The following is a 16,220-nucleotide window of genomic DNA, read 5'->3' on the forward strand; positions in this document are numbered from 1 at the left end:
TACTTTTGTTATGGATGAAGAATCACAGATACTCTCCGATTTAGGCTTTGAGCTAGCGTCAGAAAAGAGACTCTTAATGCGTGTAGACACTGGCCAGGCGCTGCGGATTTCTCATTCTGAAGTACTCATCTTGCAGAAACTGACTGCAAGTCCAGGTAAAACGATTCCTAGAGAGATACTTATTTCCGAATGTTGGCCGGGGCGCATTGTCACCTCAAGTTCGCTCAATGTTGCAATTAAAAACCTGCGTCAAGCGTTTGAGCAACTTGGGCACGACAACGTCATTGTCACCGACCCAGGTAAAGGATATCTACTTCGTAGAGAACCTCCTTATGTTTCAAATCAAGACAATAGTTTAGATTCCACTGAGGCTGCTCCTCCTGCAAATCACATTAGCTTTCAAGCGCAGCCATCATTATGGAGGTGGTTTTCGTTTGGCTTGGGTATTTTAGTGACTCTGTATACATTTTATCTGTACTTAGAGTTGGTAGAACAAACTGAGATCGAAGGTGTGACAACCTATTACGACGGCTTTGAGCTTGAAATAGAAAAGCTACCTAGCAACTTTTCTCAGTTAGAGCTGCTCATTGCTTACCCTAAAGGTGGCTCAGTCAACTGTTTGCAAATTGTTGGTTATGCTGACTCTACATTCACCACATATGACTTGAATAGAGGTGGTTGTACCGATGAGTAAATCTATTTCATTCTTCTTTAAAGGTGTACTGACCGCACTGTTGATACTGCTCTTTTTTGGCTTAGCATCCGCACTGTTAACTGCAGACCGTTACCACCTAACGACATCTCATTCTAATATCTCAACCGAAACGCTGAATGTAACCTTAAAACATGGTCAGGCAAAGCTGAATTTCGTTTCGCGGGCCACGCAGAAAACGCGTGTGATTACTTATAAGATGCATGGCTTATTCTTACGTTTTGGCGACCATTATGTGATTTTTACAACTGATGATTCAGATGATGTTCCAGCACATCATTTTGCGATAAGAAAACTCTATATTGAAAAGGTAAGTGATACGCAAGCGTTTTTGATCACTGACCGACGCGGGACATTTACTATGAAAGATGGAACAGTTATTTATCTCAATAGTGTATTAACCGGTACTTTTCGTTAACGGGTATTGCAACTCAGACTTTTAAACGACAGTAAGGCCCTCCACTATTTAGGAGGGCGTTGGATTAGTTCTTTAACCTTTTACTACAAAGGTTGAGGCTACAGGTTTGTGGTCACTAACGTTTTCAAATCCTTCATCTAAGACCTTAGTTTGCAAGTCTTTAAGATTCCCTGTTTTGTTAGTCAAACCAGTGTTGTCCAGTTCTCCGAAGTCAGGACGATCTCGGCCTTCTTTATGCTTGATCTTACCTGTTGAATCTAGCTGCATGTAGGTATGGCTGTTAAGAGCTTCAAACTTAAATCCATGTTTCGCTAAATGGGTATCATCGTGTGATACAGGATCATACATGGTTCCGTCGTCTAAAAGTTTTTCACGTTCATTCAAGTCACCAGTAATGAGGACTTCCTCATTGGGTTTAATTCCAGCCATGAGTTTGTTGCCTTCCAACTCACGCTTGGCTTCTTTGTTAGAATCTAGATGCGCAGATATAGCGGTAATATCTTGTCCATTGATCTCTAAGGAAGTTTTAACGCCGCCTTTATTACCAGTAATGCCTAACAAGAACTCCATATTTTTGCCTCCCCAACCGTGTCGGTATTCAGACTCTCCTTTTACTTTGACATCCGCACCATCTTTGGCAAATACAGACATAGAAGTATAGCTGACTCCTTCACCCAGACCTTTAGTCATGACTTTCATCTTGTTCTGGCTTAGTAGGTTCATTCCTTCAAGCTCAAGATCTTTGGCAAGCAGTTTAGACTCTTGCTCTGCGAAGAGCACAACATCGTAGTCACCAGTTTTGATTAGGTTCTGGAAATAGTTTTTTGTGTCTTCAGGCATTTTTTGGTTTGCCTGATTGTAGGTAACGGTGAGCACTTTCGCATCACCAGTTCTTCCTTTGTTGTGTAACTGTTGATTCATCTGATTAAGTTTCAAGTCATTGCTTTTTGTTGCATCAGACTTGTTGAAAAACTGGCTAAAGAAGCTTTTGCTCTCTTTCTGTTTTAGGCTGACTTCTCCATCACTATTTTTGCTAACACTATATTCTTTGCCAAAAATAGAGCCAAATTTGACTGTGTCACCTTGTTTGGCTTCATTTTTTAATCTGTGAATATCAGCAAGATCTAAGTTGCCTCTATGCTGGCTATTAATATGAATGGTTGACATGATTTTCTTCCGTTCTTGATTTAATAATGGAAAACAATTAAATGAAAATGCCTGAGTTCGGTTTTTCTATTGACTCAGTAGATGTTTCGATTTGTTCAATAAATTGATGCCATTGCTCCATTTTATCGAGCAATTGCTGAAGTGTGCTTTGTACATAACCTTGAGGTTTGTTAGATAAGGTGATTACCTTGTAAATGCTCAATCGACGGCTATCGGACATAAGGCCAACACCAAACCCGCCTCTAAATGGTTCCAGCGCTTGTTCGCCTATAGCGACAGCTAGTTGATCTGGCATAGGGGTTGGTAGCTCAATTGGGCTAGTAATAGAAATGTGCAGGTTGATTGTTACTTCATTCTTGAAAATGGTTAGAAAAAGAGCTTCGTCATGAATACCGCTTTCTGGTGATAACTCACACTGAAATAATCCGTTATCGTCAAACTCAACATCATTGCCTAAAAAACTAATGCTCTCTTGGTAGATATCCATTACCGTTCCTTTACCTCACTAATAAACTTGGTGTGTCTTTTTTAATTTGATGCGAGGAGTTTATAGTGCTTAGAGGCGAGAGGAATATTAGATATGGCTGTGATTTTTTATGATTTATATATTTAGATTGGTGGTTTACTTGCCCACCTTCTACTGATAGACACTTGAATGGATAGTTGTTCTGACTGGAATTGTTGAAGCCCTGCGCTAGCTTTAAAGGGTTATTCGTTAAGTCTAGGAGGCAACATGCAAATGAATCCAGTTGGTTGGTTTGAAATCTATGTCGATGATATGCAGCGTGCTAAGGCGTTCTATGAAGCGGTATTTGAGACGTCTTTAGAACAACTTAATAATGAAACTAAGATGGAGGTGGATATGTGGCTGTTTCCATCTTCGATGGAGCAATATGGCGCAGCTGGCGCGTTGGCGAAAATGGACGGTGTCTCTGCTGGTGGGAACAGTACCTTGGTCTACTTTTCTTGCCAAGATTGCTCAGTGGAGCAAGGGAGAGTAGAAAGTGCTGGTGGTAAAGTGGTTCATCCTAAGTTCGCTATTGGTCCGCATGGTTATATCTCTATGATCGCTGACACCGAAGGTAATATGATCGGCCTTCATTCGATGGAGTAAAGCAGTTTACGTATTTAGAGCAGAGCCCCCCAAGTTGTGTGTGGGTGGGGGGCTCATTGGCTAGATAAGTGTCGCTGCGGTTTGGTTCCCCATTGCAATCAGAGTATCTAAGATTTTTTCGCCATCAGCACGCAATCCATTGTGCTCATATTCATTGGTAATCCAAGCTTTGGCATTCGGCATCTGTGCCAGCGTTTCTCGGCTGATATCCATCTCAACAAACATGTCATCGGCATAGACAGCGCAGCTTACTGGAACTTTATTGCTTGCTAACTGCTTCGCATCGTATAACGGTTGCCAGTCTTGTTTCGTTGCGAGTAACTCTGCGGCGGGTTTAAGTGGTAGCAAGTTCTTGTATTGATCAAACATCCAAGGGAAGACCATCTCACCAGTAAAGTAGAATGGTTTGTCTTTATCGTAGTTAAACGCTGGGTTTTTCTGACGAACTCTATGAGCACTCCAGTTTGACGCAAAGCCTTGGCAGTAGATTGATTCATGCAAAATGGCGTAGATCGGATTAGTCTGGAAACCTTGTTCCATCAGCATGCTGCTCAAAAACTCATAGCGCAGTTCGGTTTTTCCATTAACCTCGATAAGGGCATTTTCTAGCGCGTAATAGGTTGGCAAAAAAGTATCACTCATACCAAAGTTAATTCCAATCTGCTGGAATTGCTCAACGGTAAATCGCTGTCCGTTTGGTAAGTATTCTTCGTTATCGATTAAGTGATCGGCAATCTGTTTGCACAGCTCTTGAGCTTTAGGGAACTGCTGGAAGAAAGCTTGGTTCTTCTCCATCGTTCGTTTAAACGTAGCCTGATATACATCGTCTGGGTGACGAGAAATCGACGGGACACCGCCAGTAATAAAGCTGCGAGACAAACTCTGAGGAAAAAGCGATAGATAGGTGAGTGAACAGAAACCACCGAAGCTTTGACCGAGAATTGACCACTGCTCAACCCCAAATTGCTTGCGAATAAACTCGGCATCGCGAACGATGTTGTCAGCACGAAAACAGCTTAAATACTCCGCTTGCTCTTCAGGTGTCAGATGCGCCAGAGTTTGGTGAGAGATCACTGAACTATTGCCCGTTCCACGTTGGTCTAACAATAAAATACGGTAATCTTGCAGCGCGCGCTTTACCCATCCGCAATTGCCATTTTGACGAGGAGAGGGAAAGCCCGGGCCACCTTGAAAATAGACTAACCAAGGCTTTGCGCTGTCACCATCTGAAACCAGTGATAATCCGCGTGCAAAAACGGTAATTTCGCCTTGCGTATCGTCTGAGTAATTTAAAGGGACTTGAAAGTAATGCGGAGTGTATTTTACTCCGGCATCAATAAATTGCTGAGCGGTATTCATCATTGTTAGGGCCTAATACATCCGTGACGTTGAGATGCGGTATCTTATCGTGTTGCCATGCGGATACCAATGCCAGTTTGAGTTAGTGTGGGCTGAGCGATGGCAATGATAAATCTCAGTGACCTGAGTCATCTTTACCCTTATCCTATTGGCAGGCGCATATCGCAGAGCAATAACTGAGACAAGGCACAGATATTCACTTCCGTGCCTTTGTTTTATCTTCGATTACCTTTAAGGTCATAAAGTAAAAGGAATACTCACCCAGTAAGGTTTTGCTATGGATCTGCCCAGTCACTCTAACATTCACCCCTATTTGCAAGGGGCCTACTTCGCTGATACACACAATATCGAGTTGCCTTATAACGGTGAATCCGCACTAGAAGTCTACTTTGCGATGGTGAATAAGACGCCCCGCTGGGTCAATACGCTGATGGATTTACGTAATCGCATTGTTTCTAAACTAGGGTTGAAACACTTAGGGCGTATGGCGGATCTGGATGAAAACAAGCCGATAAGCGAGTATCGAGTTGGCGATCAAGTGGGTATATTTTCGATTGTTAGTTTAAGCGACAACGAACTGCTGGTGGAGGATTGCGATAAGCACCTCAATGTTCGGCTCTCTTTTCTTATTGTTCCTGATGGCGACACAATGACTTTGCATGCAACAACGGTTGTCGATGTTAAGAACACGTTCGGCAAAGTGTATATGTTTTTTGTGGCCCCAGTACACAAGCTGATAGTGCCCACCTCTTTAAAAACACTCGTACCCGCTTAAATCTCATTGTCGTTCGAATTATTCGAACGACAGGCTCTAATCTCCCCGCTCAATTTACTCTTCAAGGTCAGTAAACTGTCTTCATTCCTTCATGGAGCCAAACTAAGGGGAGACAGCATGAGTGTAACCAGACAAGTTAATCAAGTAATCCAAGTTCATCCGACCTCAGATGGTGATGGGGTTAAGATACAGCGCGTGGCTGGGTTTAATAATGCGCAGTTTTCTCCATTTCTAATGGTTGATGAGCTTAAGTCGGACCAACGTTCAGATTACGTTGGTGGCTTTCCACCTCATCCTCACCGTGGAATCGAAACGCTAACTTATATGCTCAAAGGTCATTTTCAACATAAAGATCATATGGGCAATGTTGGCGAGCTGAGAAGTGGCGGTGCTCAGTGGATGGCTGCTGGCCGAGGAGTTATCCATAGTGAAATGCCTATTATGGAAGAAGGTGATTTACATGGTTTCCAAATTTGGATAAATCAACCTGCGCGAGACAAAATGAAGCCAGCTCAATATGTCGATTTTCAGCCAGAGACGATCACTGAACATAGTGACGAGCAGCTTGGTCTAGTCCGCGTACTGGCCGGAACGATCAATGCCAATGAAATGCAGCTTAAAGGTCCGTTAAGTAAGACGGGTGTTGAGCTTAGCGTGTCTGATTGGCGCGCCGAAATTGACCAGCAAGTGAGTGTGTCAGTACCTGAGCAATTCAACATGATGATCTTAAACTATCAAGGTAAGGTTCAAGTTGGTGATTACACACTCAAGCAGGGTGAACTTGCACTGCTAAGTAAAGGTGAGCGAGTCTACTTGAAAGCGCTTGGGCAAAGTGGCGTGTTAATTTTCGCTGGCGAACCCATTGATGAGCCGGTCGTTCATTACGGCCCGTTTGTCATGAATACAATGGATGAGATAAATCAAACCATACAGGATTACAATTCTGGTGTGTTTGAAACTTATTAAACAACTTTAGGAGTTCGTCTTGAGCTTCAATTAACGCAAAGCGAACTATTCACTGCCAGTTCTTTTTGTTTTGCCACACCTTAGCGTGTGGCTTTTTTCTATCTGCGAGTCTGCAATATCGTTCAATAACTCTTACTTCTCTTTGGCTAGGCTAAATGGTTAGTGAAGGAGAACAAAATGAATAGTCTAATTATTGCTATGTTGGCGTTTGCATTTGTGGGCGCCGCCACACCCGGGCCGGTGAATCTTTTGGCGACGGCCACTGCCGCTCAGAGGGGTAGTCGAGAAGCCAGTAAGTTGGTGCTAGGGGCATCATTTGCTTATGCTTTAGTTGTGCTCATCTCTGGCAGTGTAATGCATGAGTTGGTTGAGTTTTTACCCTTGTTGGAAGCCACATTGAAGTGGATAGGCAGCGCATTTTTACTCTACCTCGCATACCAGATATTTACTGCACCTGTGGCTGAGTTACAAGGGCAAACGACGCTGACTTCAGGCTGGTGGATAGGATCGCTTACCCAATTGCTTAATCCTAAAGCTTGGTTGGTGGCGATGTCTGGAGTCAGCTTGTATGTGGTAGGACAGGGCAATACCGATTATTGGCTTTGGGTTTTTACTCTGGTGTCGTTAGTTTGTTGCTTAGTGGGTGTTGGCTTATGGGCGATGAGTGGGCGTGCTTTATCTAGTTACTTATCTCAGCCCCAAAAGCAGCGCATTTTTAATCGAATGATGGCGATAACCTTGGCTGCTTCTGTTAGCATGATTTGGTTATAGTTTTGCAAACTTATACAGCGCAAGGAGCTGCGCATGAAAAAAGATAACAGCGCGAACTTTAAGCAAAGTACGGTGTTGCCTTGGATTGAGATGAGAATCGCAAGCCAAAGCACCGCTTGTTATGCAGCGCATTCGCACGATGAGTTTTCATTTGGGATTATTCAACAAGGCAACGCTGACTATCGTAATCACAGCTCGACGCATCATATTGGGCGCGGCGACATAGTGACGATTAATCCCGCCGATGTTCACTCTTGTAACCCGGAAGCTGGAACTTGGTCTTATAGCATGCTGTTTGTTGATACCAAACAAATGGGAGCTATTCAGCAGGAAATTCTTGGTCAATCTCATGCTGGGTATAGTGCAGACTACACACCATTTCGTCACGCATTTGAGCGCAGTGAGCCAATCAAAAATCACTATTTGACTCTGTTTAACGATCTCCAGTCAGAAGTGAGCCAATTACAGGTGCAAACTCGACTGTATGACTTTATTGAAGCTGTTCACGTACAGAGCTCAATGGAGGTTAAACCATCCCCCTCTTCATCATTAAAAAGGGTGCAAGAAAAACTATTAGATGACGTTAGCAAAATTCATCAATTGGATCATTTAGCGCAAGAAGCACAGATGAGCCGTTACCAGCTCCTCAGAGCGTTCAAGCACTACTACGGACTCCCGCCTCATGCCTATTTGATGGATGAGAAAATCAAACGTGCTAAGGTGATGCTTAAATCCGGTCAGGAGATCGCCGAGGTGGCTCAAGAGCTTGGCTTTTCTGATCAGGCGCATTTTCAACGTCAGTTTAAAAAGAAAATTGCCGTTACCCCGAAGTTCTACCAATCACACTTTGTTGATTGAGTGTATGGTTTGGTGTGGCACTATGGGGGGAGTGATCAGTTTGTTGGGTAACCTCCTAGACTCCATGATCTTCTCTGTACCAACCAAATCAATATCTTGATGACGCTCATACTCTTCGATAGGTAAGTAAGGTGTATGTAGTTTGATACGCGTCGATATGATATCTTTTGGTGTGTCAATGGGCTCATATGTGTTTGTTTCTGCCTATTAGGCTTTGGTACCTCGCTCAAGAGTAATTTAACAATGTAATTTGAAGGTAACTTCGTGGAGCCTACCGTAAACCAAAAAAGCGATCACTGGTTTATGCTCAGAGGCTTCAAAATCTTGTAACAGATGACGTACATGAATCTGTATTGATGATGCAGTTTACGTGAAACGATTAAAATGGAGTATTCCAAAAGGGATCTACAACGTCGTTTCAGACAACCTCGGGGATGAACCCTTTGAGATTAACCACAAGAACGGCCGAAACTTCAAGGTTATCGGCAAGGCGTTAGCGCCATTGTTTAAGAAGATTTTTTAGTGGGGACCATCTGTGAAAGCAGGTGGTTTTAATCCCGCCTCAAGTTTTATACTCCCAGCATAACATAGCAACGTTTAAGAAAACTAAATAAAGGCTTAGCTAACAATGAAGTTCTTAGAAAAAAATAGAAACAATAAAAAATATCATTGGAAAGATTAATAACGATGATGATGTCACAGTTACTGATATATCATTTATAAGTAAGAGTATTTTTGAGCATCGTTCTGCTATCGTTACAGACGGAGATAAGCTAGTCTCTATCAATCAATATTCCTTGGATTTAGAAGTTGTCAATACACTTGTTGAATTTGAACTGACTGAGTTCATAACTAATATCAGTTTTGACTTTGATAATGATAGTCTTGAACTTTTGAAGTTTTTCCCATCACTTACCTCGTTAACTGTTTATATTAATGAACCTTTTGATTTTGAAAATATAAGAAACTTAAAGCTCTTAGAACTGACATTGTATAAAGATCCAGAAATAGTAACGTCATGTGCTTTTGAAATGTCGATGATGACGCTTGAATCTATTAATCTATATACAAATAGAATTTCGGATGATGATGCATTGATAGTTAGTAGATCTCCTAATCTAAAGAGCTTAACTACATTTGCAAGCAATATAGAAAAATTATCTTCAAGCAGTATTACTAACTTGGAGGTGAGTTGCGAAATAGATTTACTAAGTGTCAAAAACCTTTCAAGATTAAAAACTCTCAAAGCTTGTCTTAGCTATGAAAGTAATCCTCTGCCCCGCGGCTTTCCACTTCAGAAAATCATTGTTAAAGATAATGTAAGAAAAAATATTGAAGGTTCCGAAAATACCATAGATCTTGACTTGTTTAGTGACTCTAGTGTGGAAGAAATAAAAGTAGATACATATAATGAAATTAAATTGTCTTTTACACAAGTTAATGAAAATTTGAAAAGTCTCGAATTAAAAGGTAATACTCGAAAATCTGTTAACCTAGAACCTTATATATATGATGATCTATCTAAAATTAGAAATTATCATGAAAATAAAATTGATTTAAAATTGTTGTTAGATGTCTACCCAAACCTTAATGAACTTTATATATCAGGCTACAAAGTGATTGATACTGATATACTTTCATTCAACGATAAAATTACAAGTTTGTCACTTAATTATTGTGGCTTAGTAGATGTTGGGTTTTTGAATAAATTTAAAAAATTAATAGATTTGTCACTACCAGGTAACTTTATATCAAGTGTTCCTTGTTTAGAAAATATAGCAGATATGAAGTTGCTTAACCTTTACAATAATGAGGTTGTAAATATACCAAAGGTTTTTAACTCTCACTTTGTAGTGGAAGAGTTTTGTAGCCCTTCATCTGATTCTCGCGGTATTCTTGCCGTTGGGCTAAACCCTGTTATTAGCCCTTCAATGGATATTATTAGACGAGGCCAGGAAGCAGTAGACTCTTATTTCAGCTCTATGCAAGGTGACATAGCAGAACTGAATGAAGCTAAGATCATATTTTTAGGCCCTGGTTCTGTTGGGAAAACATCATTGATGAAATGCTTGTCGGGTTTACCATTTGATCCACAAGAAGAAACAACACATGGAATAAATATTCAAAAATACACTATTGATGTGGAAGATGGCTTAAAAATTAACACTAAGATATGGGATTTTGGAGGCCAACAGATCAATCATACGACGCATCAATTATTCTTATCCCAACGTTGTGTCTATGTATTAGTCGTCAATGATCGTAATAGTGATGAAGCTCAAGACCCTAAAGTAGATTATTGGTTGCAACAAATTAAGGCATTTGGTGGTGATTCGAAAGTGATTATCGTGCGTAATAAATGTGACGACTATAATCATAGTAATTTATCGGAAGGCCTACTTCGAAGCAAGTTTCCAAATATCACAGATATTGTGGCAGTATCATGTAAAAAAGATATAAACATTGATGGATTGCGCGAAATAATCAACAGAGAAGTTTCTGCTCTACCGATGCGCCAAATGCTAATCCCTAGCAACTGGAAAGCAGTTAAGGATGAAGTTCAAGGCTTATCTGAAGAGCTCGATCACTTTTCATTGAGTAAATTTTCTGAGATTTGTTTTCGTCACGATATCATTGATGAAAATGCGCAAAAGACACTATTAGACCTGTTAAATGATCTAAGTTTAATCATTGTTTTCCCTGAACTTGCAGCATATGACATGGGGGTGCTGAACCCACACTGGATTACAGATGGACTATATTCGATTATCAATTTAAAAGAGTTCAAAGAACTTAATGACTCAACGGCTCGTAAGCAAAAAGGGTTGATTACTCAGAAGCAAGTACAGGAAGTTTTAGATCGGCTTTACCCTGGCCGATATGCCAATAAAGCGAAGTTTATTATCGATTCACTGCTAAAGTTTGAGCTTTGCCATAGCATTGGTGGAGATAACAGTGGTAAGTATCTTGTCCCAAGTTTGTTACCTGAACCGGACCATAAAGTTGAAATTGAAAGGCATGAAACTACCATAGATATGGTATTTAATTACAAGAACTTACTACCGAAGGCGATTTTTACCAAGTTCTTGGTTCGGATGAATAAAGATATCTCAGCCGATAACCGCTGGAAAACTGCAGCAATTCTTTCTGATTCAGCATTCAATGCAAAAGCTCTAGTGATTGAAGATGACGTAGCCAAAACAATCACAGTTAAGGTCGTAGGCGAACAAGCAAGGGATTATTTTGCTACTATACGCAAAACGATTAACGATTTGAATGAACCTGATGCTATAAAGTTAGGTGTAGAAGAACTAGTCATCATTCCGAATACTGGTGGCAACACGGTTCCATATAAGGCTTTATTGGTACATGAGTCAGCCGGAGAACCTTACTTCTGTATTCACTCACGTGAAAAATATAGTGCATCTGCTTTGTTAAGTGGTATCGAAACTAGGCAGTACACGGCAGCACGGTTAGAGAAAATGGAGCAAGATGAGAGTCATGGGAGTCCAACAGTGAATATTAATATTGAGAATAACAGTAACGCAGTAACCACAACTTCTCAAGAGCAGAACCAGACGTCTACTCAAAGCCAAACAGTAAGTGTCTCTCTTGAACTGAAACTCTTTAAGGGAGCGGCAGACAATGTTATTGATGACCTTAAAGACGAGTTGGAAGATGAAATTAATGACGAAAAGATACTTCGGAAAGCCACTCGTGACTGTGACAAAGCATTAGCGGCAATTGAAGACATTCAAGACGTTGAAACTGAGGAGCAGGCATTAGAAAAAGCAAGCAGTTTTGACCGTGTTCACCGTTTCTTAAGCGGGGCGATTGAGGGGTCTTCTAAAGTTGGAGAATCAATGACTGCACTTAGGGAAACAACAGGTCAGGTTAAAGATCTAGCTAAAAAGTACAACAGTATCGCTAGTTGCTTTGGTCTTCCGGTTGTACCTGAGTTTCTTCTTTAAATTTGGTACTATCCCAGTAACAATTAAGTTAGTGGACCTATATTTGAGCAATGATAGGTATAAAAAAGGAAGCCGAGGCTTCCTTTTTGTCTATTTAACGTGTGATTTAAGCGCTTTGCTTTTCAGCCTCTTCATCACCAATGAAGCCACCCGTCTGGTGGGCCCAAAGCTGAGCGTAGATTCCGCCACTTTGAACTAACTCTTGGTGAGTGCCTTGCTCAACGACTTCGCCTTTATCGAGAACGATTAACCGATCCATAGCGGCGATGGTTGAGAGTCGGTGAGCGATAGCAATAACCGTTTTGCCTTGCATCAACTCGTTTAAACTCTCTTGAATTGCCGCCTCAACTTCTGAATCTAGCGCTGAGGTTGCTTCATCAAGAATCAGAAGCGGAGCGTCTTTCAGTAGTACGCGTGAAATCGCAATGCGCTGACGTTGACCACCAGAAAGCTTCACACCACGTTCGCCAACCTGAGCATCGTAGCCTACGTTGCCAAACGGGTCGTTAAGTGTTTCGATGAACTCATGTGCGTGCGCCTGTTTGGTTGCACGGCGCAAGTCTTCTTCGCTCGCATCCGGGTTGCCATACAAGATATTATCGCGGATAGAGCGATGCAGCAGTGATGTATCTTGAGTCACCATACCGATGTTACTGCGTAGTGAGTCTTGAGTCACATCAGAGATAACCTGACCATCGATCTTGATCTTACCGCTTTCAACATCGTGGAAGCGAAGAAGCAGATTAACCAAAGTCGATTTACCTGCACCAGAGCGACCAACTAACCCTACTTTTTCCCCAGGCTTGATATTAAGGTTAAGGTTACTGATAACCCCTTTGGTTTTGTCACCATAGTGGAAGCTGACATCATCAAACTCGATGCCGCCTTGATTAACCACCAGTGGTTTCGCTTCTGGCTTGTCTTGAATATCAATCGATTTAGACATGGTTTTCATGCCGTCAACTACAGTACCCATGTTTTCAAACAGGGCGCCGACTTCCCACATGATCCACATCGACATGCCGTTGATGCGTAGTGCTAGGGCAATCGCAATCGCTATGGCACCTACGCTGATTGAGCTATCCATCCAAAGGTAGATAGACAGTGCACTGATTGAGAATACCAAGACGTAGTTAGTAATCTCGACCGCCACATCGAACCCCGTGACCAAACGCATTTGACGATAAACAGTACCTAAGAAGCCATTCATGCCTTCTTCGGCGTACTCAGTTTCTCGTCTGCTGTGTGAAAACAGCTTAACTGTGGCGATGTTGGTATAGCTGTCTACGATACGACCGGTCATGGTAGAGCGGGCATCAGCTTGCTCAGAAGCCACTTGTTTTAGCTTGGGCACGAAGTAGAGTTGAATCCCCACATAACAGCATAACCAAACGATCATAGGGATCATAAGTCGCCAGTCTGCCTGAGCTAACAGTACAACAATAGAGGTAAAGTAAACCGAGACGTAGACAAAAACGTCCATCGTTTTCATTACGGTTTCACGTACAGCCAGCGAGGTTTGCATCACCTTGGTGGCAATACGGCCTGCAAAGTCATCCTGATAAAAGTTCAGGCTTTGTTTGAGCAAGTAACGGTGAGCCAGCCAACGGATCGACATTGGATAGTTACCAAGCAAAGTCTGGTGGACTAACAGCGAATAAGCAACCACAAGTATTGGCATGACAATCAGCAAAAGGGTGCCATAGAAAATCAGGTCACTTTGGTTGTCTTGCCAAAATGTTTCTGGATTGCTGCTCGACAACCAATCGACCAAGTTACCCATTGCTCCGAATAGAGAAACTTCAACAATTGCGACAATGGTCGCCATAACAGACATGATGATGAGCGGGATTTCAAACCCGCGGGTGTAGTGGCGACAAAACGCAAAAATACCCGAAGGAGGCTGTGTTGGCTCCTGCTCAGGGAAAGGCTTAGTAAAGCCTTCAAACTTTTTAAACATAAATAAATTCCTAAACACGCAAAGACGGAAAGTTGTCAACATGGCAAATGCGTACGTCCATTAATAGGAAGGGTGATATACCAACCTAGTCACCTATCTAGCTTGGTGCAGCAATGTTATACCGTTAGTGGAGGAAATGTAACCAGTTTATTATTCTTTCCTTTGCATAATATTCAATCGAAGATAATTTAAAGTCATGCTGGCAATAAAAATTGCTGAAAAATATCTACCTAGCAGTGACTATAACTGTTAATTGGGTTATTTTTCAGGTCAATTTAGTAATATTTCATTTAACATTATGTCTACAATTGGCAGTAATGAGTGAGATTAATTGAGTGTGTCACAATGTTGAAACAGAAAACCCTACTACAGAAAAATCAATCAACAGTACAAAACACTAATTGTGTGGTGATGGTGCCACCTAAAGAGTTTGCGTTTAATGCTGAAACGGCGCAGGACAATGAATTCCAACACCAAGTTTCCCTCTCTACTAGTGAAGTACGCGAAAGTGCGATGCATGAATTCAACACTATGGTCGCAGAGCTACGCCAAGCGGGTGTTCAAGTGGTCGTATTCGACTACCCGCTGGGTGATGTAGAAACGCCTGACGCGGTATTCCCAAACAACTGGTTTAGTACCACAGCTAATGGTGAGCTATATACTTTCCCAATGGCGTGTAAAAATCGTCAGCAAGAAGTTAAAGTTGACTCACTTGTGGAAACGCTAGAAAGTGCCGGCCGTCCAGTGCAAAGCCAAGACAGCTTACTTTCATACTTAGAGCAAGATGCGCACCTTGAAAGCACGGGTGTAATGGTGAAAGATCATGTCAATAAGACGGTTTATGCTGCGCTGTCTCAACGATGTGACCGTGAGGTTCTAGAAGACTATGCAGAGCGTATTGGTTATAAGCGAGTGGTCTCTTTTCAAACGGCTTTGCCTTCGGGTAAGCCTATCTATCATACTAATGTGATGATGGCGATTGGCGAGAGTTTCTGCGTTATCTGTGATGAAGTGATCCCAGAATTTGAACGTCGTTTTGTGATTAAGTCTTTGGCGAAAGACAAACAGGTGATCTCGATTTCGCTCGAGCAGATGAACCAGTTCTGTGGCAACATTCTGCAACTTGAAACAGTTAGTGGCGAAAAAGTGATTGCGATGTCGCAGTCGGCTTATGATGCGTTTTCGTCGGCTCAACGTGCTCAACTCTCGAGCCACGGCAAACTATTACCATTTAACGTTCAAACTATTGAAAACATTGGTGGTGGCAGTGTTCGCTGTATGTTAGGTGAAGTGTTTTTGCCGTCGCGTTTAAACAACTTATAACGGCCTAGATAACCAGATAACAAAATGGGCATCTTTTCAGGTGCCCATTTAGAACTAAGTGCTAGTGATAGTACTGATCTAGATAGTCGTTTAACTTGTCGATATCAACGGGCACTATCTCAGAGTTGTCTGCCCCTTTTTTTACCAACCCTTCTTTAATCAGTTCGTGAATAATGCGTGTATAGGCTCTTTCCGTGCAGCCGAATCTTTGTGCTTCTTGATACATGTAGCTGTGCCCCCGAGAGGGAGTGTTTGCTGTATGTCGACTGATCATATCTTTGATGATATTGAACTTTAGCGGATAGAGAGAGCGTTCCATGGCGATGTTCATGGTATTGAGATAGATGTTGGACATTCGATGACTCATCCAGAATGCCACCTGAGCGTCTTCTAGCAAAAACTCAGCGAACTTCTCTTTGGGAATGATAGTTAAATGGGCATCATCGGTTGCAATGACACTAAAAGGACTCGGCATATCAGAGAAAAATTCCATTTCGCCAAAGAAGTTATCCTCTAGATAGTAATCCCCTAGGCTAAGCGTTTTACCATTTTCAGCCGTGTGCAGAACAGAAAATCGTGCGGCTTCTGTCCAGTAGACATCATTGACTTCGCTATGCTGGCGAATGATGTAATCGCCTTTTTGTACTTGTAGGGTTTTGTACTGTTCGCGCTTCACTAATTGGCGAAGTTTATCTAACCCTTCATTTAAAATCTTGTTCTTATCCATAGTGAATTTGCTTTATTTAACATTGATTTGGAGATTTTGGCGTGCTACCGGACAATTGTCGTGTTATATATCATCGCTAATCATATACCATGAGTTTTA

General features: G+C 41.8%; 14 protein-coding genes and 1 pseudogene. 10 read left to right on the forward strand and 5 right to left on the reverse strand.

The annotated features are described in order from the left end of the window. The first annotated feature begins 76 nt into the window (after positions 1-76). Both APB76_RS15190 and APB76_RS15195 read left to right on the forward strand, forming a co-directional pair. Positions 77-694, forward strand: a complete 618-nt coding sequence (locus APB76_RS15190) for a winged helix-turn-helix domain-containing protein (RefSeq protein ID WP_237767915.1) — start codon at positions 77-79, stop codon at positions 692-694. After that, complete coding sequence (locus APB76_RS15195; protein WP_054961801.1) at positions 687-1,130, forward strand: hypothetical protein; 444 nt, start codon at positions 687-689, stop codon at positions 1,128-1,130. Before APB76_RS15190 ends, APB76_RS15195 begins: the two co-directional genes overlap by 8 nt. A gap of 78 nt (positions 1,131-1,208) precedes the next feature. On the opposite strand, the pseudogene APB76_RS15200 reads toward APB76_RS15195, so the two are convergent. Then, positions 1,209-2,297 (reverse strand): annotated as a pseudogene (locus APB76_RS15200) (hypothetical protein); the annotation flags it as partial. Positions 2,298-2,334: 37 nt separating this feature from the next. After that, positions 2,335-2,784 (reverse strand): hypothetical protein, encoded by a 450-nt coding sequence (locus APB76_RS15205; RefSeq protein ID WP_054961803.1) that lies wholly within the window; start codon positions 2,782-2,784, stop codon positions 2,335-2,337. Between the two features lie 246 nt (positions 2,785-3,030). Here APB76_RS15205 and APB76_RS15210 point away from each other — a divergent pair, with 246 nt between their 5' ends. Further along, positions 3,031-3,411: a VOC family protein gene (locus tag APB76_RS15210; RefSeq protein WP_054961804.1), complete on the forward strand. Its 381-nt coding sequence runs from the start codon at positions 3,031-3,033 to the stop codon at positions 3,409-3,411. A gap of 60 nt (positions 3,412-3,471) precedes the next feature. Here the strand turns inward: APB76_RS15210 and APB76_RS15215 are convergent, their stop codons facing one another. Then, positions 3,472-4,770 carry an alpha/beta fold hydrolase gene (locus APB76_RS15215; RefSeq protein ID WP_054961945.1) on the reverse strand — a complete coding sequence of 433 codons (1,299 nt, stop codon included), beginning with the start codon at positions 4,768-4,770 and terminating at the stop codon, positions 3,472-3,474. A gap of 277 nt (positions 4,771-5,047) precedes the next feature. On the opposite strand from APB76_RS15215, the gene APB76_RS15220 reads away from it, so the two are divergent. From APB76_RS15220 to APB76_RS15245, 6 genes are all read left to right on the forward strand, one after another. Continuing rightward, on the forward strand, positions 5,048-5,545 hold the full coding sequence (locus tag APB76_RS15220; RefSeq protein ID WP_054961805.1) for a DUF2867 domain-containing protein: 498 nt from the start codon (positions 5,048-5,050) through the stop codon (positions 5,543-5,545). A 117-nt stretch (positions 5,546-5,662) separates the two neighbouring features. Then, the gene (locus APB76_RS15225; RefSeq protein ID WP_054961806.1) at positions 5,663-6,511 is read left to right on the forward strand and encodes a pirin family protein; all 849 of its coding nucleotides are present in this window, start codon (positions 5,663-5,665) and stop codon (positions 6,509-6,511) included. A 177-nt stretch (positions 6,512-6,688) separates the two neighbouring features. Beyond that, positions 6,689-7,282 carry a LysE family translocator gene (locus APB76_RS15230; RefSeq protein WP_054961807.1) on the forward strand — a complete coding sequence of 198 codons (594 nt, stop codon included), beginning with the start codon at positions 6,689-6,691 and terminating at the stop codon, positions 7,280-7,282. A gap of 33 nt (positions 7,283-7,315) precedes the next feature. Beyond that, a complete protein-coding gene (locus tag APB76_RS15235) occupies positions 7,316-8,140 on the forward strand; it encodes a helix-turn-helix domain-containing protein (RefSeq protein ID WP_054961808.1) in 825 nt (274 codons plus the stop codon). Positions 8,141-8,510: 370 nt separating this feature from the next. After that, positions 8,511-8,663 (forward strand): phage repressor protein, encoded by a 153-nt coding sequence (locus tag APB76_RS15240; RefSeq protein WP_237767916.1) that lies wholly within the window; start codon positions 8,511-8,513, stop codon positions 8,661-8,663. A 274-nt stretch (positions 8,664-8,937) separates the two neighbouring features. Further along, positions 8,938-12,111 carry a COR domain-containing protein gene (locus tag APB76_RS15245; RefSeq protein ID WP_054961809.1) on the forward strand — a complete coding sequence of 1,058 codons (3,174 nt, stop codon included), beginning with the start codon at positions 8,938-8,940 and terminating at the stop codon, positions 12,109-12,111. A gap of 106 nt (positions 12,112-12,217) precedes the next feature. Here the strand turns inward: APB76_RS15245 and APB76_RS15250 are convergent, their stop codons facing one another. Next, positions 12,218-14,071: an ABC transporter ATP-binding protein gene (locus APB76_RS15250; protein WP_054961810.1), complete on the reverse strand. Its 1,854-nt coding sequence runs from the start codon at positions 14,069-14,071 to the stop codon at positions 12,218-12,220. A gap of 345 nt (positions 14,072-14,416) precedes the next feature. On the opposite strand from APB76_RS15250, the gene APB76_RS15255 reads away from it, so the two are divergent. After that, positions 14,417-15,394 carry an arginine deiminase-related protein gene (locus tag APB76_RS15255; RefSeq protein WP_054961811.1) on the forward strand — a complete coding sequence of 326 codons (978 nt, stop codon included), beginning with the start codon at positions 14,417-14,419 and terminating at the stop codon, positions 15,392-15,394. 61 nt (positions 15,395-15,455) lie between these two features. Here APB76_RS15255 and APB76_RS15260 read toward each other — a convergent pair whose 3' ends face one another. Continuing rightward, the gene (locus tag APB76_RS15260; protein ID WP_049843407.1) at positions 15,456-16,121 is read right to left on the reverse strand and encodes a Crp/Fnr family transcriptional regulator; all 666 of its coding nucleotides are present in this window, start codon (positions 16,119-16,121) and stop codon (positions 15,456-15,458) included. Between the last annotated feature and the right edge of the window lie 99 nt (positions 16,122-16,220).

Source organism: Vibrio bivalvicida, assembly GCF_001399455.2.
GTDB classification, from domain to species: Bacteria; Pseudomonadota; Gammaproteobacteria; order Enterobacterales; family Vibrionaceae; genus Vibrio; species Vibrio bivalvicida.